22 protein-coding genes and 5 pseudogenes are annotated in these 26,478 nt (G+C 44.5%); 14 read left to right on the top strand and 13 right to left on the bottom strand.

Annotation, left to right across the window (positions count from 1 at the left end):
• The first annotated feature begins 2 nt into the window (after positions 1-2).
• The gene (nagB, locus tag MMY81_RS08935) at positions 3-731 is read left to right on the top strand and encodes a glucosamine-6-phosphate deaminase (RefSeq protein ID WP_252312568.1); all 729 of its coding nucleotides are present in this window, start codon (positions 3-5) and stop codon (positions 729-731) included.
• A 41-nt stretch (positions 732-772) separates the two neighbouring features.
• Positions 773-1,504, top strand: a pseudogene (locus MMY81_RS08930) (GntR family transcriptional regulator).
• Positions 1,505-1,717: 213 nt separating this feature from the next.
• Here the strand turns inward: MMY81_RS08930 and nagE are convergent.
• A pseudogene (gene nagE / locus MMY81_RS08925) lies at positions 1,718-3,054 on the bottom strand (N-acetylglucosamine-specific PTS transporter subunit IIBC).
• Positions 3,055-3,241: 187 nt separating this feature from the next.
• On the bottom strand, positions 3,242-4,033 hold the full coding sequence (murQ, locus tag MMY81_RS08920) for an N-acetylmuramic acid 6-phosphate etherase (protein WP_252312567.1): 792 nt from the start codon (positions 4,031-4,033) through the stop codon (positions 3,242-3,244).
• Positions 4,034-4,377: 344 nt separating this feature from the next.
• On the opposite strand from murQ, the gene MMY81_RS08915 reads away from it, so the two are divergent.
• The 7 genes from MMY81_RS08915 (at position 4,378) to MMY81_RS08885 (ending at position 12,124) form a co-directional block, all read left to right on the top strand.
• Positions 4,378-4,917, top strand: a complete 540-nt coding sequence (locus tag MMY81_RS08915) for an alpha-glucosidase domain-containing protein (RefSeq protein WP_252312566.1) — start codon at positions 4,378-4,380, stop codon at positions 4,915-4,917.
• A gap of 65 nt (positions 4,918-4,982) precedes the next feature.
• On the top strand, positions 4,983-6,737 hold the full coding sequence (locus tag MMY81_RS08910) for a glycoside hydrolase family 31 protein (protein ID WP_252312565.1): 1,755 nt from the start codon (positions 4,983-4,985) through the stop codon (positions 6,735-6,737).
• A 536-nt stretch (positions 6,738-7,273) separates the two neighbouring features.
• Positions 7,274-8,002 carry a C40 family peptidase gene (locus MMY81_RS08905; protein ID WP_252312564.1) on the top strand — a complete coding sequence of 243 codons (729 nt, stop codon included), beginning with the start codon at positions 7,274-7,276 and terminating at the stop codon, positions 8,000-8,002.
• Positions 8,003-8,143: 141 nt separating this feature from the next.
• Positions 8,144-8,839, top strand: coding sequence for a Na-translocating system protein MpsC family protein (locus MMY81_RS08900; RefSeq protein WP_252312563.1), 696 nt, complete (start codon positions 8,144-8,146; stop codon positions 8,837-8,839).
• Positions 8,840-9,013: 174 nt separating this feature from the next.
• Positions 9,014-9,865, top strand: a complete 852-nt coding sequence (locus tag MMY81_RS08895) for an ROK family protein (RefSeq protein ID WP_252312562.1) — start codon at positions 9,014-9,016, stop codon at positions 9,863-9,865.
• Positions 9,866-10,377: 512 nt separating this feature from the next.
• Positions 10,378-10,641, top strand: a complete 264-nt coding sequence (locus tag MMY81_RS08890) for a hypothetical protein (protein ID WP_252312561.1) — start codon at positions 10,378-10,380, stop codon at positions 10,639-10,641.
• Between the two features lie 508 nt (positions 10,642-11,149).
• Positions 11,150-12,124: a C40 family peptidase gene (locus MMY81_RS08885; RefSeq protein ID WP_252312560.1), complete on the top strand. Its 975-nt coding sequence runs from the start codon at positions 11,150-11,152 to the stop codon at positions 12,122-12,124.
• Between the two features lie 49 nt (positions 12,125-12,173).
• Here MMY81_RS08885 and MMY81_RS08880 read toward each other — a convergent pair whose 3' ends face one another.
• Positions 12,174-12,407 (bottom strand): DUF2273 domain-containing protein, encoded by a 234-nt coding sequence (locus MMY81_RS08880; RefSeq protein WP_252312559.1) that lies wholly within the window; start codon positions 12,405-12,407, stop codon positions 12,174-12,176.
• Positions 12,408-12,593: 186 nt separating this feature from the next.
• On the opposite strand from MMY81_RS08880, the gene MMY81_RS08875 reads away from it, so the two are divergent.
• Both MMY81_RS08875 and MMY81_RS08870 read left to right on the top strand, forming a co-directional pair.
• Positions 12,594-13,010, top strand: a complete 417-nt coding sequence (locus MMY81_RS08875) for an Asp23/Gls24 family envelope stress response protein (protein ID WP_252312558.1) — start codon at positions 12,594-12,596, stop codon at positions 13,008-13,010.
• Between the two features lie 234 nt (positions 13,011-13,244).
• Positions 13,245-13,976, top strand: a complete 732-nt coding sequence (locus tag MMY81_RS08870) for an SDR family NAD(P)-dependent oxidoreductase (RefSeq protein WP_252312557.1) — start codon at positions 13,245-13,247, stop codon at positions 13,974-13,976.
• A gap of 15 nt (positions 13,977-13,991) precedes the next feature.
• Here the strand turns inward: MMY81_RS08870 and MMY81_RS08865 are convergent, their stop codons facing one another.
• On the bottom strand, positions 13,992-14,441 hold the full coding sequence (locus MMY81_RS08865) for an OsmC family protein (RefSeq protein WP_252312556.1): 450 nt from the start codon (positions 14,439-14,441) through the stop codon (positions 13,992-13,994).
• 173 nt (positions 14,442-14,614) lie between these two features.
• On the opposite strand from MMY81_RS08865, the gene MMY81_RS08860 reads away from it, so the two are divergent.
• A complete protein-coding gene (locus tag MMY81_RS08860; RefSeq protein WP_252312555.1) occupies positions 14,615-14,833 on the top strand; it encodes a hypothetical protein in 219 nt (72 codons plus the stop codon).
• Positions 14,791-16,071, top strand: coding sequence for a glycoside hydrolase family 32 protein (locus MMY81_RS08855; protein ID WP_252312554.1), 1,281 nt, complete (start codon positions 14,791-14,793; stop codon positions 16,069-16,071). The genes MMY81_RS08860 and MMY81_RS08855 overlap by 43 nt, the downstream gene beginning before the upstream one ends.
• A gap of 37 nt (positions 16,072-16,108) precedes the next feature.
• On the opposite strand, the pseudogene speB reads toward MMY81_RS08855, so the two are convergent.
• The 7 genes and pseudogenes from speB to MMY81_RS08820 form a co-directional block, all read right to left on the bottom strand.
• Positions 16,109-17,055 (bottom strand): annotated as a pseudogene (gene speB, locus MMY81_RS08850) (agmatinase).
• A 24-nt stretch (positions 17,056-17,079) separates the two neighbouring features.
• Entirely contained in the window at positions 17,080-18,468 is a 1,389-nt protein-coding gene (locus MMY81_RS08845; protein ID WP_374561573.1) for a YjiH family protein, read from the bottom strand.
• Between the two features lie 59 nt (positions 18,469-18,527).
• Positions 18,528-19,916, bottom strand: a complete 1,389-nt coding sequence (locus MMY81_RS08840) for a sigma-54 interaction domain-containing protein (protein ID WP_374561571.1) — start codon at positions 19,914-19,916, stop codon at positions 18,528-18,530.
• An 82-nt stretch (positions 19,917-19,998) separates the two neighbouring features.
• Positions 19,999-20,361 (bottom strand): carbon-nitrogen hydrolase family protein, encoded by a 363-nt coding sequence (locus tag MMY81_RS08835; RefSeq protein ID WP_252312726.1) that lies wholly within the window; start codon positions 20,359-20,361, stop codon positions 19,999-20,001.
• Positions 20,300-20,794, bottom strand: coding sequence for a carbon-nitrogen hydrolase family protein (locus MMY81_RS08830; protein WP_252312553.1), 495 nt, complete (start codon positions 20,792-20,794; stop codon positions 20,300-20,302). The genes MMY81_RS08835 and MMY81_RS08830 overlap by 62 nt, the downstream gene beginning before the upstream one ends.
• A pseudogene (locus MMY81_RS08825) lies at positions 20,791-22,131 on the bottom strand (purine-cytosine permease family protein). Before MMY81_RS08825 ends, MMY81_RS08830 begins: the two are co-directional and overlap by 4 nt.
• Before the next feature lie 26 nt (positions 22,132-22,157).
• A complete protein-coding gene (locus tag MMY81_RS08820) occupies positions 22,158-23,609 on the bottom strand; it encodes an aldehyde dehydrogenase family protein (protein WP_252312552.1) in 1,452 nt (483 codons plus the stop codon).
• 225 nt (positions 23,610-23,834) lie between these two features.
• Here MMY81_RS08820 and MMY81_RS08815 point away from each other — a divergent pair, with 225 nt between their 5' ends.
• Entirely contained in the window at positions 23,835-25,019 is a 1,185-nt protein-coding gene (locus MMY81_RS08815) for a pyridoxal phosphate-dependent aminotransferase (RefSeq protein ID WP_252312551.1), read from the top strand.
• A 22-nt stretch (positions 25,020-25,041) separates the two neighbouring features.
• Here MMY81_RS08815 and MMY81_RS08810 read toward each other — a convergent pair whose 3' ends face one another.
• Both MMY81_RS08810 and MMY81_RS08805 read right to left on the bottom strand, forming a co-directional pair.
• Positions 25,042-25,818 carry a Cof-type HAD-IIB family hydrolase gene (locus tag MMY81_RS08810; RefSeq protein WP_252312550.1) on the bottom strand — a complete coding sequence of 259 codons (777 nt, stop codon included), beginning with the start codon at positions 25,816-25,818 and terminating at the stop codon, positions 25,042-25,044.
• Between the two features lie 88 nt (positions 25,819-25,906).
• Positions 25,907-26,352: pseudogene (locus MMY81_RS08805) on the bottom strand (DUF4385 domain-containing protein).
• Positions 26,353-26,478 lie beyond the last annotated feature (126 nt).

The raw sequence follows: 26,478 nt of genomic DNA, 5'->3' as shown, positions 1-26,478 counted from the left end.
CAATGCGCTTAATCAAAGTAAGTGACTATAATGAAATGAGCGAAACCGCAGCGCGTCTGCTCTATGAGAAAGTAGCAGAAAAACCGGATGCCGTGCTTGGTCTGGCCACCGGCGGCACGCCTGAAGAAACATACGCGGCGCTTGTTCGAAAGGTGAAAGCGGAGCCAGTTGACCTTTCCCGCCTGCAGACATTTAATCTTGATGAATATGCAGGACTTTCTCCGTCTCATCCAAACAGTTATTATAAATATATGGAGAAAAAATTTGTGCAGCCCCTGCAGCTCAATAAGACGCAGTTCCATATTCCAAACGGCGAAGCGGGCGACGGTGAAAAAGAGGCAGCACGCTACGAATCATTAGTGCAGGAATCTTCCGGAGTAGATCTTCAGCTTTTAGGAATTGGTGAAAACGGGCATATTGGTTTTAATGAGCCCGGCACCTCTTTTCATGCAAAGACGCATGTTGTTACACTTAATAAAGAAACGAGAGCCGCTAATGCAAAATATTTCAAGCAGATGGAGGATGTCCCTGAAAAAGCAATCACGATGGGAATCGGCACGATTATGAACAGTCGGAGCATTATACTGATTGTTTCAGGAAAAAGAAAAGCGCAGGCTTTGAAACGTTTAATGAGCGAAGAGGTGTCGGAAGATTTTCCAGCGTCTATTCTTCACAGCCATCCTGATGTAACGATCATTGCAGATAAAGAAGCAGCCTCGCTCCTTTCCTAAAGACCACACATCCGCATCAAAATATGTCAGGAGGGCGCCATATGATTGATAAGCAGTCTCCGCTCCCGATTTACTATCAAATTCAGGAGCTGATCCGCAAAAAAATAGACAAAAAGGAATGGCAGACAGGCGATGTCCTGCCTTCAGAACGGATTTTTGCAGAGCAGTACGAAGTAAGCAGAATGACAGTGAGACAGGCGGTCACAGAGCTTGTAAACGAAGGTCTTCTCCGCCGGGAAAAAGGGCGGGGAACTTTTGTTGCGGAGCAGAAATTCACGCAGACGCTGCAGGGACTTACAAGTTTACAGAAGATATGAAAGAGAGAGGACTGAAACCAAGCAGCCGTCTGGTCAGCTTTAATGTTAAGGAAGCCGCAGGGAAAACAGCTAAGTACTCGGGCTCAATGACGGAGAAGCAGTCTATGAAATACAGCGGATCCGGCTGGCAGACCATTCACCGATGGCAATGGAAACCACGTATATTTCAAAAGCACTGATTCCCGGCTTAACAAAAACATCGTTCAGAATTCTATCTATGAATATGTAGAAGCAGAGCTAGGCCTGGCGATTGGATACGGAGAACAGTCATTGGAAGCCGCTCTTGCTATGAAAAAGGAAGCTGAGCTTTTGGAGATAGAGTTGAACGATCCTGTTCTACTGATTTCAAGAATTACTCATCTTCAGGATAAAACTCCGTTTGAATATGTAAAGTCGGCCTACAGAGGCGATAGGTATAAGTTCAGTATTCAAATGCCGAGAAATGAACAAAAGTAAATTTTCCAGCGTTTCTGCATAAAAATCCTCCTCCATGGTTTCGAAACGATGGAGGAGGATTTTTATGCAGGATTCACCAGTGAAAACAACTGCTCATTTAAAATCACCTCGTATCCCTATGAAAGGGAAAACGAGGTGATTTGTTTACCTTCTTATTTTCCTGAAGAAATGGGTGAAATTTAGTAACAATACGTTTAGAGAGAGGACTCTGTTTTAAGCGCTCTTATTGGGATCTTGATTTTTAATGGAATCCGCAAGGAACTCTACGTCTGTTCCTACAATCACCTGAAGGTTTGTTTTATCCATTTTCATTACGCCTTTAGCACCCTGGCGTTTGATTTCAGGTTCATCGATTTTATCCATATTATGAATTTGTAAACGCAGCCTGGTCGCGCAGTTATCTATATTTTTAATATTTTCATATCCACCGAGTGCAGCTACATAACCGTTGGCAAGGACGTCATATTTATCATCCCCTTTTGCAGAAACAACGGCAGTATCATCCGACTCTCTGCCGGGAGTCTGTAGATTGAATTTAACAATAGCGAAGTAAAAGATAACAAAGTAGGCAGCGCCGAAACCGAGTCCTATAAGCAGCAGCCGTATTGGTTCGGTAGCTAACCCGTAGCTGAGGACGTAATCCAGAAATCCAGCGGAGAACCCAAATCCGCTCAGCGTTCCTGCAGCGTAAGTAACCATCATGGAAGCTGCCATCAGCAGTGCATGAATTACATAAAGGACTGGTGCAAGAAACATAAAGGTGAATTCAATCGGTTCTGTAATACCAGTAAGAAACGAAGCTAATGCAAGTCCGCCCAGCATACCGGCCGTCTGCGTTCTTTTTTCCGGCTTGGCAGCAACTACCATAGCAAGGCACGCGGCTGGCAGCCCAAACATCATAACTGGGAAAAATCCAGTCATAAATATACCAGCTGTCGGGTCACCCGCGAAGAATCGATTTAAATCGCCGGTAGCTCCTTCAAACGATCCAAATTCAAACCAGAAAAAGCTATTTAAAACATGATGAAGGCCGATTGGTATAAGAAGTCGATTTAAAAAGCCATATGCTCCTACACCGATCATGCCGGCGTCTATTATCATCGTTCCCAGGGAATCTATACCTGCCTGTACAGGCGGCCATGCATAGCCGAATAAAAAGGCTAAAAAAATCATTGATGCTGCTGTAACAATTGGTACGAAACGTCTCCCCCCGAAGAAGGCCAGCCACATCGGAAGCTTAATATTGTAAAACCGGTTGTACATTAAGCCGGCAACAATACCACTGATAATACCTCCTAAAAAAGACATATCAACCGCTTCGTTAATTGCTGCGGTTCCATTCGTTAAGACCAGATAACCAATAGCACCTGCTAAACCGGCAGCGCCATGGTTGTCTTTTGCCAGGCCGATAGCAACACCAATAGCAAATATAAGCGGGAGGTTATCGAATAGTGCAGCGCCTGAGGCAGCCATAAATGGGATATCAAGAATGTCTTCAGCTCCCAGGCGGAGAAGTAAAGCGCAGCAGGCAGTGTTGCTATAGGAAGCATTAAAGCTTTTCCTATTTGTTGTAAAAAAACCAAGCATATGAAACCCTCCTTAAATTAATTAGATTTTTCAGTGAAATGTAAGTGGTTTTTAATTGCCTCACGAAGATGGCCGTTGTGCTTATCTAATAATTGTTCAGGGTAGTCACCACCTTCGCCTGTAATTAATTGAACAATAGCGGCTTTTGTATTATTTTTTTTGTTCCTGCATAGCGGTGACAGCCTCATTTCTGTCTGCTCCCGATGCTTCCATAACGATCGAGAGAGCACGCTCTTGCAGCTTTAGATTTGTTGGCTGCACGTCGACCATCAGATTACTGTACACTTTGCCTATTTTTATCATGGAAACAGTAGAGAGCATATTGAGGACGAGCTTTTGAGCGGTGCCGGCTTTCATTCTGGTGGAACCGGTGATGATTTCAGGGCCGAGTATAAGCTCAATAGCATGTGAAGCTTCAGCTGCCATAAGGGAGCCTGAGGAGCAGACAAGAGCTATAGTGAAGGCACCCTGCCTGTTCGCCGCTTCTATAGCTCCGAGCGTATAGGGAGTACGTCCGCTGGCGGCTATGCCGACTACAACATCGTTTTCTGTTACTTTTACAGAAAGAATGTCTGAGCGTCCGGCTTCTAGATTATCTTCCGCATCTTCGCGTGTGGATTTTAATGCCTCATCTCCTCCTGCCAAAAGCGCAATTACCTGCGATGGATCCACTCCATAGGTGGGCGGGCATTCAGAAGCATCGAGCAATCCTAATTTGCCGCTGGTGCCTGCTCCCGTGTAAATAAGTCTTCCCCCTTTTTGAAAAGCTTCTGTAATTTTTTCAGCTGCCAGTACAACAGCAGGAAGAGCCCTGGAAACCGCCAGGGGAACGATGGCATCTTCTTCGTTAATAATGGACATCATTTCATACGTTGATTTTTCATCTATATCCAATGTTTTTACATTTCTGCTTTCGGTCTTAATAGACTGGATATTGATCATAGCGTTTCTCCTTTTCTAAAATAGTCTAGTCAAAATTTATCACCATTAAGTATAGATGTCTATACCAATGTCAGATTATCTTCTGCATTATTATTTTAAATATAGTGACTAATATTTCGGTAACGCTTACATAAATATATCACCATATAGTATAGATGTCTATACCAAAATTAATTCAATTATTTTATCTGAACAATGATTTATATAATAGAAGAAACAGAAAAAAGAAAGAAATAATTAAAAAGAAATGAACGCAAACGGTTGCGTAAAAGCCTGGTTATTTCTATACTATTCATCGTGAGTAAAAAAAGAGAAGAGCAGTACAGAAAGAATAAGGGGGATTTATGAAAGACACTAGTTTTGCTATACATCCGGATCATCAACAGACAGCAGAAGAAGTTACATTTCAGGATATTGGAAACGTCACAGCCGTTTCAGAAGGCAGTGAAGCGGTCAGTCTGACGTGCGAGTATGGGTATGTAAGGATTAGTTTCCCTGCACCAGGTATTGCCAGAGTGAAAATGGATCCTAAAAAAATGCCGGAAGATACCAGCACCGCAGCGGTTGTAAAGCAGCAGCAGCCTGAAAAGATAACGGTACAGGAAATGGAAGAGGTGCTGGCTGTTAAAACAAAGGAGATCCGGCTCTCTATTTCCAAATATCCCTGCCGTATTACCATGTACGATAAAGATGGGGAGGCCATTACTGACGAACAGCAGGATGGAATGTCGTTTTCCTCAAGAGGAGAAGTCCGGGTCCGCAAGAAAATGGAGCCGGAAGATCATTTTTATGGCTTTGGCGAAAAAACAGGTTTTCTGGAAAAACGCGGAGAAAAGATGAGAATGTGGAATACAGACGTATTTGCCCTCATAATCCCGAAATAGATGCACTCTATCAATCAATTCCTTATTTTATGTCCATTCGGAACGGGAAAGCATATGGCCTTTATTTGGATAATACATTCCAGACGGAATTTGACCTGAAAACCTCTTACGAGACTTATTCCATTACTGCAGATGGAGGAGCGCTGGATTATTATATTTTAGCAGGACCGGCTCCTAAAGACGTGATCCGCCAGTACACATCGCTTACCGGCAGAATGGAACTGCCTCCGAAATGGGCACTGGGATACCATCAATCCCGTTACAGCTACAGAAGCGAAGCGGAAGTGCGCGAACTGGTGGAGGCATTCAAACGGAAAAACATTCCACTCGATGCCGTCCACCTGGATATTCATTATATGGATGAATACCGTGTATTTACGTTTGATGAACAGAAATTCCCTGAGCCGGAAAAACTCGTTCAGGATTTAAAAGCAGAAGGAATTAAAATCGTCCCTATTGTTGATCCGGGAGTCAAACGTGATGAAACGTATCTTCCCTACCAGGAAGGAATGGAAAAAAATCATTTCAGCTCTTATTCCGACGGCTCTGTCTACTACGGGGATGTATGGCCGGGCGAAAGTGCCTTTCCTGACTTTTTCCGCGGGGAAACAAGAAAATGGTGGGAAGAGCAGCAGGCCTACTATACCAATATGGGAATAGAAGGCGTTTGGAACGATATGAATGAACCTGCAGTGTTCAATGAAAAGAAAACAATGGACAATGACGTCTTTCATGAAGAGAATGGGGTATTCAAAACACACCGGGAACTTCATAACGCGTATGGTCTTCATATGAGCCAGGCAAGCTTTGAAGGCTTAAAAAACAAACTAGGTGGTAAAAGACCATTTGTTCTTACAAGAGCAGGGTTTGCAGGTATTCAGCGTTACGCAGCAGTGTGGACGGGAGATAATAGAAGCTTTTGGGAACATCTGCAGATGGCGGTTCCCATGACCCTTAACCTAGGAGTCTCTGGTGTTCCTTTTGCAGGTAACGACGTAGGAGGCTTTGCCCACGACACGAACGCCGAGCTGTTAACGCGGTGGACCCAGCTTGGAACATTCACCCCCTTTTTCCGGAATCACAGTAATATCGGTACCGTGTTTCAAGAGCCATGGGCTTTCGGGGAAAAAACGGAAGAAACGATTAAAAAATATATTGAACTCCGTCATAAATGGATGCCTCATCTCTATGAGTTGTTTCAGGAAGCTTCCGAAACAGGCATGCCGATTATGAGACCGATGATGATGCATTACGCTGAGGATCCAAATACGCTGAAGCTGCATGACCAGTTTATGGTTGGTGAAGATGTGCTGGTAGCACCGGTCACTCAGTCGGCTGCCAAGCACAGGATTGTCTACCTGCCGGCAGGCACGTGGTATAACTATTGGAATGATAATGAGGTTTATGAAGGCGGCCGCTATATTATGGCTGAGGCTGATTTGGACACTCTTCCTATTTTTATTAGAGAAAACAGCGCGATTCTTGAAGGCAGCGTAAAACAAAACGCAGACGCCAAACAAGAAAGCCTGAGGGTCCATGTGTATTTAGGTGAATCGGGGAGCCTGTCTAAACGCATTTATGAAGATGATGGAGAAACGCTCAACCATCAAAACGAGAAATATTTTTCAGAAAGCATCTCTATTTCACGGGACAACGACATTATTTCAATAGAAGAAAAAGATATTCATGCAGGCTATACGCCGTGCTGGTCCGCTAAAACGTATGTACTGCATCAAGTATCTGAAGCAATAGAAGTGTATATAAACGGCAGTAAGCAGGAAACAGTATATGATAAAGCAGATTTAAGGGCATTTGTATAAAAAAATAACCCAGCCGTATAATTATGGCTGGGTTATTGCTTTTTTTGAATCAAATAGGCCTTATGAATGAAGTATCTAAAATTTGAAAATATTACATTAAGATTACACTGTAATTTTGGAATAATTTAGGTTTTGAAAAACAGAACACTGTAGAACTGCGGATTTAACACACTATATTGGTTTAAATACCCGATTTTTAAGCAAAATAAACATTTCACTGTACTAATTTTTTTTACAGTTGTATCACAAAACGCTAAAAAGGGTTGAGGAATAACGTTTTGGACTCTATAATTCAGAGTGTTGATCAGGCAGACAAAGACAAGTGAAAAAAACATACAGTAATAAAAAAAATATCAGGGGGTGACTTTTCGTCTAAAGAACGGCATATACTTTATAACGATACAGACATACATAGAATGATTTAAAGTAATAAAGAAATACAACAAATCTTATCTGTGAAAAAATCGATAAAGGTATCATGCGCCGTTCAATATACCTTATACATGTATAGGGTATAAATAAGACGAAAATCAATTATGAAAAAATATCTAGTAGGTTCAGCATTCGCAGCAGCAGCACTATTCGCAGTACCAAACGTTTCTGACGCGGCATCAATTGACGATCACGGAAGCTTAAACAAAGGAGACGTTAACTCTTCTGTTAATGCACTTCAGGAAGAACTAAAATCACAGGGATATTTCAAAGGCTATACCGGTTCTACATTCGGACCTAGAACGCTAAGTGCTGTAAAAGCTTATCAGCGTGACAAAGGAATTTCTTCTCCATCTGGAAGCTACTACGGCGTAGTTGGACCGCAGACGCTTAGTTCCCTAAGCGGATCAAGCAGTTCTTCAAATACAACTGCTTCAAGCAGCTCATCTAATACAAAAGTAGCCGGAGCTTCTACTACACAATCCAGCAGCAGCGTTGTATCAGCAGCTAAGCAGTACATTGGCTCTCCATATGTATGGGGAGGAACATCTCCAAGCGGTTTTGACTGCAGTGGATTCCTTCAGTATTCCTTTAAGCAGGCAGGCAAAAACGTGCCGCGTACTGTTTCCCAGATGTACAGCGCAAGCACTAAAGTATCCAGCCCAAGCGTTGGAGACATTGTATTCTTTGATACAAGAGGCGGTCCATCCCACGCAGGTATTTACGTTGGTAACAATCAGTTTATCCACGCTGGTTCTTCTACAGGCGTAACTATTTCAAGCATGGATAGTTCATATTGGGGCCCGCGCTATATCGGAGCCGGCCGCGTATAATAAATCTAATCGAGGCAGCCTCTTTCTCAAAGAAAGAGGCTGTTTTTATATGTATTTACAGCTTATGTATCGTCTTACTTTTTTATAATGTATAATGTAGAAGAAACCTATTCGACGATTCATTGCAAAGGAAAGTGAATAATGAATAACATACAATCTGTACAGACGCAGCTTGCAAGCTATATAGGCAAATTGTTAAGAGATCACTTTGGCAAGGGACCGGGCTCCGTTTTTGTGTCCGTAAAAAATCCCTTTATCACAATTTATTTAAAAGAGTTTGTCACACCAGTTGAACAGGTGCTGATCAACCAGGATAAGCAGACAAACGTAGAAAAAACGCGCGATTATCTTATGATGGAATTAATCCCGGAAATAAAAGAATATTTGAGTGCCAATGCGGGTTTTTCCATACAAGAGGTTTATTACGACTGGTCCCTTGATACAAAATCAGGGATGATTCTTGGTGTGCTTTCTGAAGGGAAAGCGTCTAAAGAAAAAACGTGGGACATGTATCCGGGCAAAGAAAATGTGCATAAAGAAATTATCAGAATGAGCCGTCATGCGGAGAAGACACCTATGTATGTAGACTCTTTTTATTTAAACGACCGGACTCTCGTTATTATGCGTACCGGGATTCTCGTAAGAATCGAAAAAGAACTCATCAAATCGGGATTTGAAGAAGAGTTAAAAATTACTAAACGGCCTCTGGAGAAAAATTTAATCCGCAAAACAGAATTAGAAGAAATTCTGCCTTCCTCTATTGAAAATATCTTTTTGGACTGGGATTTTAATGCAGATATCAGCTTTATTGTTATTATTTTAAAACCAAATAAATAGAAGGCCAGAAGAAGGACGGATAATAAGCCGGACTTTGTGCCGGGAACAGCAGACTATTTTGTTGTTTCCGGTTTTTTTAATTGTGTTTTTAAAACAAAAAATATAGAATAAAGGCTTCTTATCCGATAATTTTAATGTGTTATGATGATAGCAGTTGATTTGGAGATGAATCCAATGTATACAAAAGAATATAAAATAGGCATCGATATCGGCGGCACGAAAATACTGGGTCTGCTGGTGGATGCTGAACATAGAATAGTGAAAGAATGCCAATATCCAACGTTTAATGAAAATGGAATACTTGACTGGAAGGAGGCTCTTTATAAAACAGCCTCCTATCTCTGTAGACAGACGGAAGCCGGCACGATTGGGCATATGTCCATTGCGTGTGCCGGGTTAATTAATACAAAAACAGGAACGATCGTTTATTCGCAGAGTCTGAATGTTCATCAGCTCAAGCTTGCAGATGAATTGGCCGCAGCATTTGCCGTCCCTGTTTCTCTTTATAATGATGCCGATGCGGCAGCTTTTGCAGAAGCGGCTTTTTATCAGAAAGAGTCTCTGCTCTATATTTCTGTAGGTACGAGCATTGGTTCAGGGCTGATACTTAACGGAAGTATATTCAATGGGGCTGGTGGAATGGCCGGTGAAATAGGGCATATTCCCGTAGAGCTTGGAGGACGTTCGTGTCCCTGCGGGAATAATGGCTGCGTCAGAGCTTACGCTTCAGGAAAAGCGATGGAGCAGGAGGCGCTGCAGTGGCAGTGGGAAAATGGACAGAAGCGGCTTTTGATGCCTGATATCTTATCAGCTGCAGAAAAGGGAGACCCTTATTATGAACAACTGCTGCAGGACGCTGCCTCCCGGCTCGCCCAGGCGGCTGCGGCATCTGTTCATCTGCTGAACCCTTCAATGATTGTCTTCGGCGGAGGCATAATTGAAAACAGCCCACTTTACTTCAAATACACAAAAAATATCTGTCCATGCAGGAATTCTTCCAGGATTTTCTGCCATTCTGGACATTAAAGAAAGCCACTGGCAGGAAAAAAGTGCCGCACTCGCAGTATTTACTTAGTATAAGGAAATAGATAAATGATGAAACATACTATTATATATGGAAAATCAGACATAATTTAGTAAAATAATATAAGATAATAGAAAGGGGCACTAAAGCCTATGTCATCCATACTACAAAGCAGCTTAAAGACGCACTAAAATGATCTGTTGAAAAGCAGCAGTTTCAATTAGCGGAGCAGGCCGTCGTTCATTTAAAAAACCTTGCCCAGCTGGAAGCTTTTATCGAAGGCAGGCCGCGGGGGGGATTATTCCAGACAGCCCTACTGCTGTAAATCAGGGAACGGTGGACCTTCTGGCTCCGGTGCCGGAAGACAGCGGAGCCAGAAGCAGTGAATTTGCATCCCGGCAGGGTGCAGCTGCTTCTAAAAGAGACATGCTTGCTTTATTATATAGAAGAATTTAATTAAGTTAAAAAGTCGCCTCAGACATACGCGGTAAGCATTGATTTTTTTAGGGCCTTTTTGGAGAATCTAATAGAATGGAAAAATAAATCTCCTTTTTCTTCTAAAGATTATTATGAAGCGTTTGGAGGAATGCTGAGTGAGAAGTCTACTTACCAGACTTCGACACTCAGGCAGTTTATTACGCTTTTGTTCCGGTACTGCGTCAGACTGGGGCTGCTTGAAAAACCGGAAATTCATCAAAGCCGATATGTGGTTTCAGATAACAGTAATGTAGAAAAAACTATACAGTATATTAAAAGCGAAAAGATGCTTCAGCTCTAATAAAAGGCTGATTTTGTAAAGAATCCATTAGATTCTCTGCAAAATCAGCCTTTTTTATGCAATAAACCTGAAATATTCCGCGAGATTGGATGGGGGTACTTTTATCTCGGTTATCCAGGAGATTATTCTTTAAAATCTTAAACATCAAATCTAAAGTCTTAGATAATAGCATTTATTAAAAATAGGAATAGGTATTTTATCATGTTTATATTACATAAAGCCGTTCTTATATTACGTATATGGGACTTACGTTACAGTTGTGTAACAAAACACGAAAGAGTATTGTGGCATCTTTCCCTATCGTCATATAATTCAAACATAATAAAACAAATTAATAAAAAACAAGGAGGTGTGCGTTCGTTTCACTCTCACTACATAATAATAAACATGTCGTTGGAAAACATAAGAATTACCTTCCATACATAAAGCTTTATACATAGAACAATTAACAAAACCCTGTTCTAACGACATACCTACATAACGAGAGAAAAACGGCGTCAACTATACTATGAAAAAATATCTTATCAGCGGTGCACTTGCAACAGCTATTCTATTTACTCCATCCATGGCGGATGCAGCTCTTGGCGACCAGACCCTTCGTTCCGGTATGAAACATTCTGATGTGTCTGAACTTCAGAAATGGCTGAATAACAAAGGATTCAATGCAGGCTCAGCAGATGGGTCTTTCGGACCAAAAACAAGAAGCGCGCTTATTTCCTATCAGAGAAGCGCAGGTATTTCGGCTGATGGCATCGCAGGTAACCAAACCTTCGGCAAGATGAAACTCAAATCTTCCGGATCGTCTTCAAGTTCTTCTTCGAAAACAACTGTGAAATCTGCTTCCACTGGCAGCAGCGACTTTTCCCGTACGCTTCGTCAGGGAAGCCGTGGAAACGATGTGAAGGCCCTTCAAAGCGCACTTAACAGCAAAGGATTCAGCGCAGGCACAGCAGACGGGGTATTTGGTTCACGTACTGCACGTGCACTACGCTCCTTTCAGTCTGCTGCAGGAATTGGCGTAGACGGCGTAGCAGGATCTAAAACATTTGCTGCTCTTAAAGGAAGCGTTAAAGCTTCTTCCAGCAGTTCGTCTTCAAGCTCTTCAAAAGTAGCAGGAGCTTCTACTTCCGCCTCATCGAGCGGCGTAGTAAATACAGCGAAAAGATATATCGGCACTCCGTATGTATGGGGTGGAACTACAACCAGAGGATTTGACTGCAGCGGCTATATTCAGTTCGTTCTTCGCCAGCATGGGGTAAATACTCCACGCACAGTGGCACAGATGTACAATGCAGCTTCAAAGGTTTCCAGTCCGTCTGTAGGAGATATTGTTTTCTATGATACTAGAGGAGGCCCTACACACGCTGGTATCTATATTGGAAACAATCAATTCATCCATGCAGGAGCTTCTACGGGAGTAGCGATTGCAAGCATGAACAACAGCTATTGGTCCCAGCGCTATATTGGTGCAGGACGCCTGTAATACAGCAGAAAATAACAGCCGGCCGCGCAGAAGCGCAGCCGGCTGTTATTTATCGTTCTGTTGTAAGCCATTTAAAGAAAGACTTCATATTTCCCCGGAAGTCCTTTCTGCCGTCCAGACGGCGGCCGATAATAATTCCAGCTGCCAGCAGCAGGGTCACTAGAAGGGCCTCTCCAAATCCCCAAAGCAGAAAAACGATTCCGGCAGCAATAGCGGCTGTTAGGCCAACGATCCGGCCTTTATAAGGCAGGAGCATTTCCAGAAAATCTGATTGATTTTGCATAAATTCCTCCATTTTCCACATTATAACTACGAGCGCAGTACTATTTTTCTTTTGTATACTATCTCCCTTATTTGGCATTTTGAAACGCTTTAAAGGAGAAGGACTTTCTACGGAAATAGGATTACAACTATATAAAAAAGGGAAAGGAGATACCATAACGATATTACGTATAAAGGAGCTAATAACATGGCAGAAATAAATAACCAGAACAACCAGGAAGAAAAAGAACTTCAGTTCAGTAACGAAGTAATTAAGAAAATTGCAGCATTGAGCGCTTCCGAGGTAGAAGGAATTCTATCATTGAGCGGCGGAGTAGCTGAAGGATTTGCGGAGCGTCTGGGCCGTAAAAGCCTGACTAAGGGAGTAAGTGCAGAAACCGGCGAAAAGCAGGCAGCAATTGAACTGAATGTTATCGCGAAGTATGGCGCTAACGTACCGCAGGTATTCCAGGAAGTAAAAAGAAAAATTACTGAAAATGTAAGACAGATGACGGGGCTTGAAGTAGTAGAAGTAAAAATGTTTGTAGACGATGTGGATGTTGAAGGAGACAGAAAGCTCGGAGAAGAGCCGGAAGTTCAGGAAACAACAGGACGTCTCGAGTAGTATTACGTTTAAATCAAGCTATTATAACTCTATCTAATTAAAGGGGAACTTGCATATGTTTAGAATGGTAAGAAGATTATTTAAATATGGCGTGATGGCAGCACCATTTATTAAGAAGGGCTATAACAAATACAAATCAAAAAAGCGCCCATCTGATACTACACGCTAATAACATCCCCGGCGGGAGCCGGGTTTTTTTATACTTAGATTACGAGGATTTAATAGGAGGATGCTATGTCTTTTGAAAATAAAACAGTAGTAGTAACAGGTGCAGCTAAAGGAATCGGACTGGCAGCAGCCCGGATGTATGCTGAAAAAGGAGCTGCGGTAGTACTGGCTGATATCGATGAGAAAGGACAGGCTGAAGCAGAGGAAATGCAGAACAGAAGCCTCAAAGCCATTTTCATCAAAACAGACGTGACCCGCGAAAGTTCAGTATCCTACTTAATGAATAGAGTGTACGAAATATACGGAACGATTGATGTGCTCATAAATAATGCAGGGATGGAAGCTTTTCTGTCCCCGTTCGAAATCACGTTGGAAGAATGGGAAAATGTAATGCACACGAACCTGCGGAGCGTCTTCCTGGGCACGAGGGAAGCAGCTAAAGTAATGAGACAGACGCAGAATGGTGGAGCCATCGTTAATATTGCTTCAACTAGAGCAATGATGTCAGAGCCCCACTCTGAAGCATATGCGGCTTCTAAAGCGGGAATCATCGGATTGACCCATTCATTTGCGGCTTCGTTAAGTCCTTATAATATTACAGTGAATGCTGTTTCACCGGGATGGATTGAAACAGGGGATTACGAAAAGCTGTCTATTCATGATCATACACAGCATTTTTCAAATCGGGTAGGACGGCCGGAAGATGTAGCGAAAGCCTGTCTCTACTTATCCGAAGAAACCAATGATTTTGTAACAGGGACGAATCTGGTTATAGACGGAGGAATGACAAAAAAATGATTTATGAAGAATAGGTCAGGAAAAGCGGCGGATCGCAGGGTGGACGGAAACAGATATGTTTCCGGCAACTGCCCTGGAGATCATGCAGCTTTTTTCTGCTTTGTCGGCAAGCCGCATGGCTTTTGCCTCTTCTTTTTCGGTGACAGAGGATGCAAGCAGTAAATTCGGATAATGGATAATCTCTTTGTACGTAAAAACGCCGTTAGTTACATCGACGAGTCCTTTACTTTCCATAGAGAGCTTTTCCGTTTTGATACCCGCTCGTTCCAGCATAGCGGCAAAGGTTATAATATAACAGGTGGCAGCGGCTCCAAGAAGCATTTCATCTGGATTGGTTCCAACGCCGGGTCCATCCATTTCTGCAGGAATAGAGATAGCCGTTTCCAGGTGTTCTGAAGACAATGTTCCAACGCTGCTGCGGCCTTCCGGCCATTGCGTGGTAACGATAAAAGGATGTAGAGCCAAACATATCACTCCTTTAATATAATGGGATATCCTTTTAAACTAACGAAATGCAGTTCTTATTTCAAGAAATATCTTCCGTGTTGTCTTGACAAGGCTTACATACAAACTGTACGATAAGATTACGTTTTGTGGAATCGATTCCATTAATGAAATAAAGGAAGGGCGGTAAATGAATGAATTGGCTTCTGACAAATAAAAACAAACGTCTTACTCCTGAAAACAGTAAAGAACTTGAATATATAAAAAAGCAGGTAGCGGATTCCCCCTGGCGCCAGATATTTCATATTCAGCCGGAAAGCGGCCTGTTAAATGATCCGAATGGTTTCGCCTTTTTAATGGCGAATATCATTTGTTTTACCAATGGTATCCATTTGGTCCGGTGCATGGGTTAAAGCATTGGTATCATCTGACATCGGAGAATTTAGTGGACTGGAAAAGCCACGGTGCAGCGCTTGCTCCTGATATCTATGAAGACCGTCATGGGGTTTATTCCGGCAGCGGCTTAGCAGTAGAAGAAAAGCTTTATCTGTTTTATACCGGCAACACGAAGCTGGATAATGGAGAGAGGGTGCCTTTCCAATGCTCCTGTACAATGAGGACGGATGGAACATTTGAAGAGAAACAGGTGCTGATGGAAGGGGCTCCGGACGGCTATACATCCCACTTCAGAGATCCGAAAGTATGGCAGGCAGAGAACGGCATGTATTATGCAGTCATTGGAGGCCAGCGTGTTGACCTTACGGGCGCCATTCTTCTATACGTATCCGCTGATCTGGAAACCTGGGAATGCAAAGGAGAAATTCAAACGAGCCTGCCGTCGTTTGGGTACATGTGGGAATGCCCGGATTATTTTGAAATACAGGGAAACGGAATTTTAATGTTTTCCCCTCAGGGCATCGAAGCTGAAGGCAACAGCTTTCAGAATATTTATCAGTCCGGCTATATTATGGGTGAGCCGCTGAATTTAGTCTCAGGGCGGTTGGAACACGGTGCTTTCAGAGAATGGGATCACGGTTTTGACTTTTATGCCCCGCAGACATCGGAAAGTCCGGATGGCAGAAGGATATTAATCGGCTGGATGGGGCTGCCGGATCAAAGCTATCCGACCGATCGTTTTGGATGGGCCCACTGTCTGACGCTTCCAAGAGAAATTGTTTTTGAAAACGGGGAACTCCGGCAGCAGCCGGTGAAAGAGCTGAAGAATAAACGAAATAAAGCAGAGCATCAAACCTGGAATAACGCAGATGAGCTGATGAATGGACAAGCATATGAACTCGATATTCGTTTTGAATCACTGCCGGAGGCGCCTTTTTCTTTGCATGTACGGGAAGGCAGACAGGAGAGAACAACGCTGCACTATGATCCCCGGATTAGGAAGCTGGTCCTGGATCGATCAGACAGCGGCGAACCGTTAAATGAAGAGTATGGTACGACGAGAGCTGCATTACTTTCCCACCCGCTTTCCACTCTTAGAATATTCGTGGATGTCTCTTCCATAGAAATATTCGCAAATGACGGAGAACGTGTCTTTACTTCGCGGATTTTTCCGAACGAAAACAGTAAGGGAATCCGAATGCAGGCAGATGCCCGCGGTCTGGTCTTTCATGCAGAAAAATGGGAATACAAATAAAACCACAGCCCTTTTTAACTGGGCTGTGGTTTTTTTGCTATTTCAACTGGTCACGTTTATGCATGGCAACGAGCGTAATCATTTCAAAAGCAACAGCAGAAGCGAGAGCCGCGGTAATCTCTCCATGATCATAGGCAGGCAGCACTTCCACCAGGTCAAATCCTTTAATATTTAATCCGTATAATCCTCTGACATATTCAAGCGCTTCGTGGCTTGTAGGGCCGCCGACTTCCGGAGTTCCTGTACCGGGGGCATAGGCAGGATCCACAAAATCAATGTCGTAGGAAACAAAAGCAGGAGCATCGCCGACCCGTTCCCGTACCTGCGGAGCACTTCTTCATAGCCCAGCTTATGCACGTCCCGCATCGGAATGGTTTTAAAACCCAGGTCTTCAGGATCGGTTACGTCGTGAGGTCCGTAAAGCGGTCCGCGGAGGCCGACCTGGATAGAGCGGGAGGTGTCAATCAACCCTTCCTCAACGGCCCGGCGGAAAGGAGTGCCGTGCATGTATTTCTCGCCAAAATAGTTATCCCATGTGTCGCTGTGGGAATCAAAATGAATCAGAGCGACAGGGCCGTATTTTTTGGCAAATGCACGCAGATGACCGAGGCTTACAGAATGATCCCCGCCTAATATAACGGGAGTAACATCATCTGCAAGAATAGTGGAAAGCTGTTCTTCAACCAGTTCATAAGAGCGGTGAATGTTCTGCGGAACCGTATCGAAATCTCCATAATCGACGCCCGAGCAGTAGTCGAATATATCAATTTCCTGGTCCGGATTATACGGACGGAGAAGGATGGAAAAGTTCCGGATATGCTGAGGGCCTCCTCGCGCTCCAATCCGGTTAGATACCGCGGTATCGAAAGGGTTGCCGACAACTACGAAATCAACGTCCTTTGTTGTGCGGATATTTTCCAGACGCATAAACGTGCGGACCCCGGTATAACGGGGGCTTAATGAAGAATCCTTTGGTCTGTACATATGTAATCCTCCTAGAATGTCATATTAGAAAAAGAAAAGATGAGCCATAGCAACAATAATTGGCAGCGTAATGATCGTCCGCTGAATAAAGACAATAATAAGGTCAAGCAGGGACAATGGAATTTTGGAACGAAGCAGCAGAATTCCTACTTCCGACATGTACACAAGCTGTGTCATGGAAAGGGCAGCAATAACAAACCGGGTCAATTCACTTTCAATCCCGCTTCCAATAACAGCCGGAAGAAACATGTCTGCAAATCCTACAATCATAGCCGGAGCCGCAGCGCCTGCTTCAGGAATGGCCATCCACTCCAGAACCGGTACAAGCGGATAGGATAAAATCGTAAAAATAGGCGTGAATTCTGCCGTTAAAAGAGCCAGGGTTCCCAGTCCCATAACGAGTGGGATTAGACCGAACCAGATATCGAGTACATTTTTAGTACCATTTACGGCGAGTTCTTTAGGACCGGTTACTTCTGACGCTTTAGCCACTGCTTTTTCAGCAGCCCAGCGCAGTCTTGTTTTACCTTCCGGTACATCTTCGGAAATCTGTTTGCCGACAGGCTCATAGTATACGTCGGATTTCCGTGAAAGCGGAGGAATACGAGGACAGATGATGGCTGCGGCAAGACCGGCAACTACTACTGTCAGGTAAAATTGGATGAACATATGATCGAGCCCGATAAACTGAATAACTACAAGGCTGAAAGCGATAGAAGCCACAGAGAAGTTAGTGGCAATGACAGAAGCTTCTCTTTTTGTATAAAAGCCGCCTTCGTACTGCTGGGTAGTAATAAGCACGCCGACTGTACCGCTTCCCATCCAGGAAGCCATCGCATCAATGGAAGATCGGCCGGGGAGCTTGAATAATGGACGCATCAGGGAGCGGACGAGTGTGCCGATAAATTCCATTAAGCCGAACTGCAGCAGAAGCGGCATGAGGAATCCTGCCACGAGAAACCATGTAGTTAATACAGGCACTAAATCATACAGTACGGTCCCTCCCGTCAGGTCGGACCATATCATCTCAGGTCCTATCTGGAATAAAACCATCACGGCAAAAGCGGCTCCTAAGAGTCGAAAGCCCGCCCAGATCCAGCTGACCGCAAACAGTTCACGAATGAACGGAAAACGCTGCAGCCAGGCAGCATTTTGTTTATCAGCGGCTATCGCGAGCGTCATAACCCCTGACAAGACGAGAAGCAGCGTCATAAAACCAGCGAGACCATCCTGAAATACAAGCTGGAGGGATTCGGCAGCGATACCAATGCCTATTGTCCACTGTCCCTGATAAGGAACAGGGAGCAGAAACAAAAACAAACTGACAATAGAAGCAATCAGTGCCTTGGACATATTCCGTTTCGTCCAGGTAGTTTCTAAGCTGTGCCTATCCGCTCCTTTATTCGATTCCATATTTTCCACATCCTTTGCAATTGTTTTCACTTATACATATTGCAAAAACCATGCCAATATCAGGAACGAATGTTGTATTTTTTTAATTTACGCACAACGGAAGGCTGGCTGATGCCGAGCCACTTTGCCATTTCGGTGGTGGTCCGGCAGTTTAAAGCAGCTTCCTGCATAATGGACGCTTCAACTTCAGCAAGCGTATCCGGCAGCGTTTTGGAAAACGTATCGTACATTTCTTTTTTGGCAGCAGAAGAGCGTGGAATGGTAATATCGTTTGCTGTTATAACGCGCGAAGAGCTTGTAACGATCAGACGCTCGATCATGTTCATCAGCTCACGGACATTTCCTTTCCATTCCAGTTCACTTAGCAGATAGAGCGTATTTTTATCAAATGAGATATCCCGGTGATGCTTTTCAGAAAACTCCTGAAGAAAATGATGAATCAGCGGAATGATGTCAGAAGAGCGCTCCCGGAGCGGAGGGATCGTAATAGGAACAACATTCAGGCGGAAATATAAATCCTCACGGAAGGTATTCGCTTCGACCATGTCATTTAGTTTTTGGTTGGTGGCACTGATCAAACGAAAATCTACGGACTTCATTTTTCGGCCGCCTACCCTGTAAAACTGTTTTTCCTGGATAAATTTCAGTACCTTTACCTGATCGGCGAGAGAGAGCTCTCCGATTTCATCGAGAAAAAGCGTACCCCCTTCCGCCAGCTCTGCGAGGCCGATTTTACCCTGACGCTGCGCCCCGGTAAAAGCGCCGCCTTCATAGCCGAAGAGCTCCGCTTCAAACAGGGAAGCTGGAATGGCGCCGCAGTTTACTTCTATGAAAGGTCCTTCAGTACGCGTGCTTTCTTTATGAATCATCTTGGCGATCTGGGTTTTTCCAACTCCGGATTCGCCGAGAAGCAGCACATTAACATCAACGTCGGCTACTTGTTTTGCCATCTCCAGGCAGCGCTTCATCTCCGGCGACTTAGCAATAAAGCCGTGCTCCTGCATGTGCCTGCTGCGCAGATGGGTGAGTTCATGAAGCACGCGCTCCATCTCTCCTTCCATGTCCTCGAGGTAGCTTTTCATATTAACGAGTTCGGTCACATCATGTGAATAGGTGGCGACCCGCCACAGCTTCCCTTTTGTATTAAATACAGGGACCCCGGTCACAAGAAATTTTTTGTTTTCCCTCGTTGTTTGAATTAACGTAACCCGTTCCTCCTGCTTTTTGACAAGAGGCGTCACAATAGGGGTGAAAAGGCCTTCCTGCTCAAGGTCATATACAGAGCGGCCCACCAGCTCTTCGTCGTCGTGGAGGCCGTAAAGCTGTTTCATTGCCGGTGTTACTTTTGTAATCACACCGTGAATATCGGTTACTAACAGATCGTCCTTAATAGCATTTAAGATTGCTTCATTTTCTGCATTGATCGTCGTATTATTCATATCTTCCATCCTTTCATCCTTAAATTATTCATTATTGAATAATGCACAGCTTAAAAATTCCTCCGCCTGTAGACGGAGGAAATAGCATGCGTTAAGAAAAAATATCGGTACGGCGTTCCTGATTCATCGTATAAAATGTCTGCCGGCAGGAATCCTGATACGCTCTGTCTAAATGAGGGCTGCCAATATCCGGTTTTCCGGAATGAAGCTGCTGCTGAAGCTTTCCGTCCGGTGCATAGAGAGAAGATTCTCCAAAGAATGAAAAAGGACCGCTTTCTCCGGTTTGGTTCACGGCTGCGACATAAAGGGAATGATCACGTGCGCGGGAAGAAGCAAATCCGTGAAACGCATGCTGGTACGGCTCCTCCCAGGCGCTTGGGGCCACAAGCATGTCAGCCCCTTCCCTGGCGAGAAAAGCCGCATGCTCCGGAAAAGCCAGATCCCAGCAGATCATCACCCCGATGCGGCCTTTTCCGTGAAAGCAGCAAAGGAGTGCTTCCTTTTTTGAAAGATGGTTCACCGCTCGTGCAGTGGATTTTCCGGTAGGTGCCGGCAAGTTTTCCGGTTGGGGCGACAACGTTGACTGCATTGTATACCTGCTTTTCTTCGGGAATCGCCTCAGCAAATCCATAAAACAGGTAAATGTTGAGTTCCTTCGAAAGAGCGGAAAGCTCGTCATAATGGCTGCCTTCCGCGTGGCTGGCAGAAGGGGCATATGCATGTCCCGCCTGATAGCCGGACACGCACATTTCCGGCAGAACAGCCGCTCCAAGGCCCGGGGAGAGCTCTTTGGCTCTCTGCACGGATTGTTTTATCCTCTCTATATTTTTCTGCTCTTCGTTTACAGAGTAATGATCCTGAATCAATGCTATTTGAGTATCTTTCATACGGTACTTGTCCTTTCTTTAGGTGCCAGCGTCATAAAGATCCAGTAGAGAAGACCTGACAGGAAAAAAGTGAGAATGGTGGAACCGATAGGGAGTGGAGCAATATACGTAAAGTATAAAGCAAAGCCTGCTCCGAGAACATAGGCCAAATAGGAGAATATGTTAACCCCTTTCCGGTACTGATACGTCCCGCGGGCATTGGAAATCAGCTCCTCTGCCTCGTATTCTGCTTTATGAATTAAATAGTAGTCCGTTAAAATGATCGCAAAGATGGGAATGTAGAGCGTTGCAATCAGCAGAACGAAGTCAAAGAAGTTAGCCATCAGCATGTCTTTAAAAAGCGCTCCTGAAGTTGTGATAACACCAAATGCGAGAGCCGGCTTCCAAAACGTGAGCTTCGGAAATATATTTAAAAAGGACATATTGGCACTGTAAAGCGCCATGGCATTGGTAGATAAAACAGAAAAGAAAACGACCGTTGCTGCGATAAGGCCGAAGCCGTGCTGGGCTAAAAGAACAGTTGGATCATATGTCTGCGGCATCCCTTCAATAATGCTGTATCCGCCGACAGCCGCCCCGAGGCCAAAAGCAATAACAGAAGCGATAATATAGCCGCTGAACGTCGCCGTCATTGCCCCTTTTTCACTTTTAGCGCTCCGGTGTAGTCGCAGACAGAAGACATCCAGGAGAATGCAGTCGCAATAACAATATCAAAACGCAATGACTGCGGTAGTAATAGGATTTTCGTTTAACTGCATCATAATTAAATCATTCAGCTGATAGACAGTAAACAACTGATAAAAAACAACGAAAGACAGAACGAGCATAGCTACGGAGATGAATTTCTGCGTCCATTCGATTCCCCGGATACCGTAAATAACAATCAGGACCACAATGACCTGCGTAAGTATGGTAAATAAATTAATGTTGCTGTAGCCAAATACCGTATTCACTGCATAATTCAGGCTGAGCCCGGCCATGTAGGCCTGAATCCAGCTCCAGCCGACCAGAACGATAGTATTTGCCAGCGCCGGCAGCACCGCCCCTTTCTGACCGAATGCGCCCCGGGAAAGTACCATGGTGGGAAGACCGGTGCGCGTGCCGATCCGGCCCATCAGTGCAAGAGGTACCGCCCCGACAGCTGAACCGAGAAGACTTACCGTAACGGCAGTTTGAAACGAAATATCAGGAATAAACAGCATACCTGTCAGGATTGTGGTAATAACAAAGTTAGCCGCAATCCAGATGGCGAATATCCCAAAATTACTGACCTTCTGCTCATGCGGCTGCAGAGGACGAATATCATCTGTGCCAAACCTTTTCTTTTTCGCTTCCATGTACAGCTCATCCTTTCCATGTGCATTTATTTTTCAAAATGGTACCAGCCCGGTGAAGACAGGCTGCTTGAATAATTCGTATGTTTGTATTCCGTATAAGAAGTAAGACCTTCCGGACCGAGTTCGCGTCCGATTCCGCTTGCTTTTACGCCGCCCCATGGGGCATTTACATAGGGAGTATGATAACTGTTAATCCAGATAATTCCGGCCTGGAGGCGTGCCTGAACCCAATCAGCGAGCTGTTTATTTTCTGTCAATATTCCGGCCGCCAGTCCGTATGGAGTGCCATTGGCAAGTGCCACTGCTTCCTCGGGATCAGCAAAGGACTGAATAGTAGCCACCGGCCCGAAAATTTCTTCCTGAACAATGTCCATTGATTGAGTAACGCCGGTTAATATGACAGGATCAAGATAGAAACCGGGTCCGTCTAGTTTCCGGCCGCCGCATAAACGCTGCGCGCCTGCGTCTTCGGCCTGTGCTACAGCTGTGGATACCTGCTCATAATGACGGCGGCTTATCACAGGACCAAGTTCAGTGTCAGGAAGCAGAGGGTCACCCGCTTTCAGCTGCAGCAGCTGTTCAACGAGTTTTTCCTGAAAAGAGTCCAGTATCGTTTCCTGTACGAGAAAACGGGGCGCCGCCACGCATACTTCACCTTGATTAAAAAAGGCGGCAAAGACGGCCCATGACACCGCTTTTTCTACAGAGACATCATCGAATACAAGCAGCGGCGATTTACCGCCCAGCTCCAAAGAAACTCTTTTCATCGATTCGGCGCAGGAAGCGTAAATGCTTCTGCCTGTAGAAACGCTGCCTGTAAAAGAAATCTTTGTGAGCGCAGGGTGATCAACTATTGCTTTTCCAACCGTACCGTCTCCGGTCACCAGCTGAAAAACACCAGCAGGCAGCCCGGCTTCCTCTAATATTTCAACGAGCAGAACAGCAGTAAGCGGAGTGAGTTCAGATGGTTTGTATACGATCGTATTTCCGGCAGCGAGTGCAGGAGCAACTTTCCAGATACCAAGAAGAAGCGGAAAATTCCACGGTATAATTAACCCGCAGGCGCCTATCGCTTCTTTAGTTACAAGACTTGTGGTTCCATCTTCCATTTCTCTTGTTTCCGTAAGAAAGTCGGGAAGCAGGCCGGCATAATACTGCAGGCATGCGGCTGTGTCCTCAATATCAAGCTCTGCTTCCCGGATCGGCTTTCCGGTATTGCGGGTTTCCAGAGCGGCAGCTTCGTCTTTTCGTTTCAAAAGAATCGAAGCGGCCTGCAGGAGTACCTGCTTTCTCGCTGAAGCGTCAAACCGCCAGGAAGAATGCTCAAAACATTCCAGCGCAGCAGATGCTGCCTTATCGACCTGCAATGCGTCCGCATCTTTAATAGAGGCAATGGCGTCTTCTGAAGCGGGATTAACGATCGAACGGACCGGGCCGTTGCCTTCCTGCCAGCTTTCGTTAATATAAATGGATTTCATGGTGTTTCAGCCTCCTTATGAATGTGTAATTAGAATATTTGCAAAATTCGTGCCAAGTATTAATAACAGCTGAATCAGGCAAAAAAGCAGGCTGCATATTCTCCTGCCGTATGTTTACCAGTATAATAGGCAGAGTATACAGAATGCGGAACGATGAAAGATAATCTGACGATGGTTATTCAACAATAAATAATTATTCAATATTGAATAAAAAGGAGCATACATATGGCTGTGTTTGAACCGTCCCATCTTTTAAACCGTCTCCCGGAGCAGTTTTTTGCCTCCTTAACGAGAAAAGTACAGAAGCTGCAGAAGGAAGGCGTAACGCTTATTAATCTCGGGCAGGGAAATCCGGATCGTGCTGCACCGGCACCGATCGTTGAAAAAATGCAGGAGGCGGCCGCAGATCCGGTAAATCATAAATATTCACCCTTCCGGGGTTATGCCTCTTTAAAACAGGCAGCGGCTGCCTTTTATAAAAAAGAATACGATGTGGATCTCGATCCGGAAACAGAAATTGCCGTTTTATTCGGTTCCAAAGCGGGGCTGGTGGAATTAAGCCAATGTTTATTAAATGAAGGCGATACAGCCTTGCTTCCTGATCCGGGCTACCCGGATTATTTATCCGGTATTGCGCTGGCAAAAGCAGAAAGTGCGTTTATGCCGCTGCTGGAGAAAAATGGTTTTCTTCCGGATTATACTGCCATTTCGGAAGAGACGTGGAAGAAAGCAAAGGCTTTATTTTTAAATTATCCGAACAACCCTACGGCCGCCGGCGCTGACCGGACGTTTTTTGAAGACACTGTGAAATACGCGGAAAAGCATCACGTATGTGTGATTCACGATTTTGCCTATGGAGCACTCGGGTTTGACGGCGTCAAACCGCCCAGCTTTCTGCAGACGCCTGGAGCGAAGGAAACAGGAGTAGAGCTGTATACACTTTCCAAAACCTATAATATGGCTGGATGGAGAGTAGCTGTGGCGGCAGGAAACGCGTCTGTTATCGAAAGCCTGAACCTTCTGCAGGATCATATGTACGTGAGTATATTTGGAGCTGTTCAGGAAGCGGCAGCTTTTGCTCTTACATCGGACCAGACAGAGGTATACGAGCAGGCCGTAATATATGAAAATCGCCGTAATGTGTTTCTGGAAGAGCTGGAAAAGGGCGGCATTAAAGCATTACCTTCCGCAGGCACTTTCTTTGTATGGCTTGCAGTGCCGAAAGGATGGACGTCGGCTGCATACGCGGAGGTGCTGCTTGAGAAGGCCCGCATCGTTACGGCACCCGGCAGCGGATTTGGAAGTAAAGGGGAAGGCTACATTCGGATCAGCCTTCTTGAGTCGGAAGAACAGCTGCAGGAAGCGGCCCGGAGAATAGCAGAGCAGACGAAAGCCCTGCACTCTTTATAAAAGAGCCAGGGCTGTGCTTGATTTATTTGACGAGTCCGTAATATTTAAGTCCGTTATAAACGCCATCTTCATCTACGCCTGACGTAACGTACTTAGCCGACTCTTTTACAATATCGGGTGCATTTCCCATCGCTACGCTGTTTTCAACAAATTTAAGCATTTCAATATCATTTAAATAGTCACCGAATGCATACACATTTTCAGGTTTTGTCCCTGTCTCAGACATATACCGCTCAATGCCTTTTGCCTTGGAGCCGCCGGGAGGAAGAATATCCATTGAGAGCTCATGCCAGCGGATAAAGTTCAGGTTGTCAAAATACTTATGGTATTCATTTTCCTCCTGTTTTCCGCAGAATATAAGCATTTGATAGATGTTATGATGCTTATAGTAATCGCTGTCATGATCCGGATGCGCCGCTTTTAACGTAGCGATGCTCTTTTCGATATCTTTATGGTGGGGAACGTTGGCACGCATACCCTCGTAGCTCATATAAATAAGAGGATGATCCCGTTTTTCGCTGAAGCCGTTAATTTCTTCAATAGCTTTCAGGTCAATCGGATTTTTGAGGATGGCTTCTCCTCTTCTTTGCACATACTGGCCGTTAAAGCAGACAAATGAATCAATGTTAAGCTCCTGCTGAATGTCCTGAAATAAATAAGGCGCCCGGCCGGTGCTGATTGCCACCTCATGGCCTGCTTTATGAAGCTCAAAAATAGCATGTTTTGTAGAGGCTGGAATTTGCTTTTTATGGTCCAGCAGGGTGCCGTCAATATCAAAAAATATTAGTTTTCTCTCCATAGGTCTTACCTTTCCTCTCCGCTCTTGATATCTATTTTCCGCCCTTACAGGTTACCATATTTAGAGGGTGGAAAGGCAGGGTTTTCTATTATCCGTACTTCTCTTTATGTTCCTTTTTCCAGGCGAGATACGTTTTATCTTCTCTTGCTTTTATCCACTTTTCTTCAAAAATTGCTGCAGATTCCGCCTTTTCCTCATTAATCTGCCTTTCGTTAATATTTCCGTCTTTGTCGTACTTTTTTCCGCCTTTATAATTGGCGTAGCGCCTGGCGCGGGTGTAGCCCATCTGCAGGTATTTGCGGGCCATATCCATTCCGACAAAATCTTCCTGTTTTTTATATTCCAGAAACATCCCGTAAATTTTTTCGGAGGATTCCCTGGCAATCTCCGGCGTTTTAAAGCGCCAGTGCGGGAGAATTTCCCCTTTGTAAGCTCCACCATTAATAATCCCTGCTCACCGCGTCCAACTTCGTACTTTTCCGGGTGTTTACGGAAATCAATATTGTCAAAGTCTTTCTTGTAGTCGAAACCCAAAGCTATCTCCCCCTTATTTAAAGATAGTAGCCGTAAAAGAGGGAAAATAAACCGAGAAGTGCCAAAAAGGCTCTTTTCATTTTTTATGACTTCCTATAAGGTATAATTAATAACAAGTTCAAGCTA

This window comes from Sinobaca sp. H24, assembly GCF_023845525.1.
The sequence above is the reverse complement of the archived record's forward strand: the minus strand, read 5'-3'. Positions and strand labels throughout refer to the sequence as shown.

What these genes read in the sequence shown, in the direction of transcription:
- MMY81_RS08875 (WP_252312558.1), top strand. Translation starts at nt 12,594, where the DNA reads ATGGCAGAAATAAATAACCAGAACAACCAGGAAGAAAAAGAACTTCAG.
- MMY81_RS08810 (WP_252312550.1), bottom strand. Translation starts at nt 25,818, where the DNA reads ATGGAGAGAAAACTAATATTTTTTGATATTGACGGCACCCTGCTGGAC.
- MMY81_RS08885 (WP_252312560.1), top strand. Translation starts at nt 11,150, where the DNA reads ATGAAAAAATATCTTATCAGCGGTGCACTTGCAACAGCTATTCTATTT.
- murQ (WP_252312567.1), bottom strand. Translation starts at nt 4,033, where the DNA reads ATGATCAATATCCAGTCTATTAAGACCGAAAGCAGAAATGTAAAAACA.
- MMY81_RS08845 (WP_374561573.1), bottom strand. Translation starts at nt 18,468, where the DNA reads ATGGAATCGAATAAAGGAGCGGATAGGCACAGCTTAGAAACTACCTGG.
- MMY81_RS08870 (WP_252312557.1), top strand. Translation starts at nt 13,245, where the DNA reads ATGTCTTTTGAAAATAAAACAGTAGTAGTAACAGGTGCAGCTAAAGGA.
- MMY81_RS08860 (WP_252312555.1), top strand. Translation starts at nt 14,615, where the DNA reads ATGAATTGGCTTCTGACAAATAAAAACAAACGTCTTACTCCTGAAAAC.
- MMY81_RS08840 (WP_374561571.1), bottom strand. Translation starts at nt 19,916, where the DNA reads ATGGAAGATATGAATAATACGACGATCAATGCAGAAAATGAAGCAATC.
- MMY81_RS08905 (WP_252312564.1), top strand. Translation starts at nt 7,274, where the DNA reads ATGAAAAAATATCTAGTAGGTTCAGCATTCGCAGCAGCAGCACTATTC.
- MMY81_RS08835 (WP_252312726.1), bottom strand. Translation starts at nt 20,361, where the DNA reads ATGATCTGCTGGGATCTGGCTTTTCCGGAGCATGCGGCTTTTCTCGCC.
- nagB (WP_252312568.1), top strand. Translation starts at nt 3, where the DNA reads ATGCGCTTAATCAAAGTAAGTGACTATAATGAAATGAGCGAAACCGCA.
- MMY81_RS08880 (WP_252312559.1), bottom strand. Translation starts at nt 12,407, where the DNA reads ATGCAAAATCAATCAGATTTTCTGGAAATGCTCCTGCCTTATAAAGGC.
- MMY81_RS08915 (WP_252312566.1), top strand. Translation starts at nt 4,378, where the DNA reads ATGAAAGACACTAGTTTTGCTATACATCCGGATCATCAACAGACAGCA.
- MMY81_RS08820 (WP_252312552.1), bottom strand. Translation starts at nt 23,609, where the DNA reads ATGAAATCCATTTATATTAACGAAAGCTGGCAGGAAGGCAACGGCCCG.
- MMY81_RS08830 (WP_252312553.1), bottom strand. Translation starts at nt 20,794, where the DNA reads ATGAAAGATACTCAAATAGCATTGATTCAGGATCATTACTCTGTAAAC.
- MMY81_RS08815 (WP_252312551.1), top strand. Translation starts at nt 23,835, where the DNA reads ATGGCTGTGTTTGAACCGTCCCATCTTTTAAACCGTCTCCCGGAGCAG.
- MMY81_RS08900 (WP_252312563.1), top strand. Translation starts at nt 8,144, where the DNA reads ATGAATAACATACAATCTGTACAGACGCAGCTTGCAAGCTATATAGGC.
- MMY81_RS08895 (WP_252312562.1), top strand. Translation starts at nt 9,014, where the DNA reads ATGTATACAAAAGAATATAAAATAGGCATCGATATCGGCGGCACGAAA.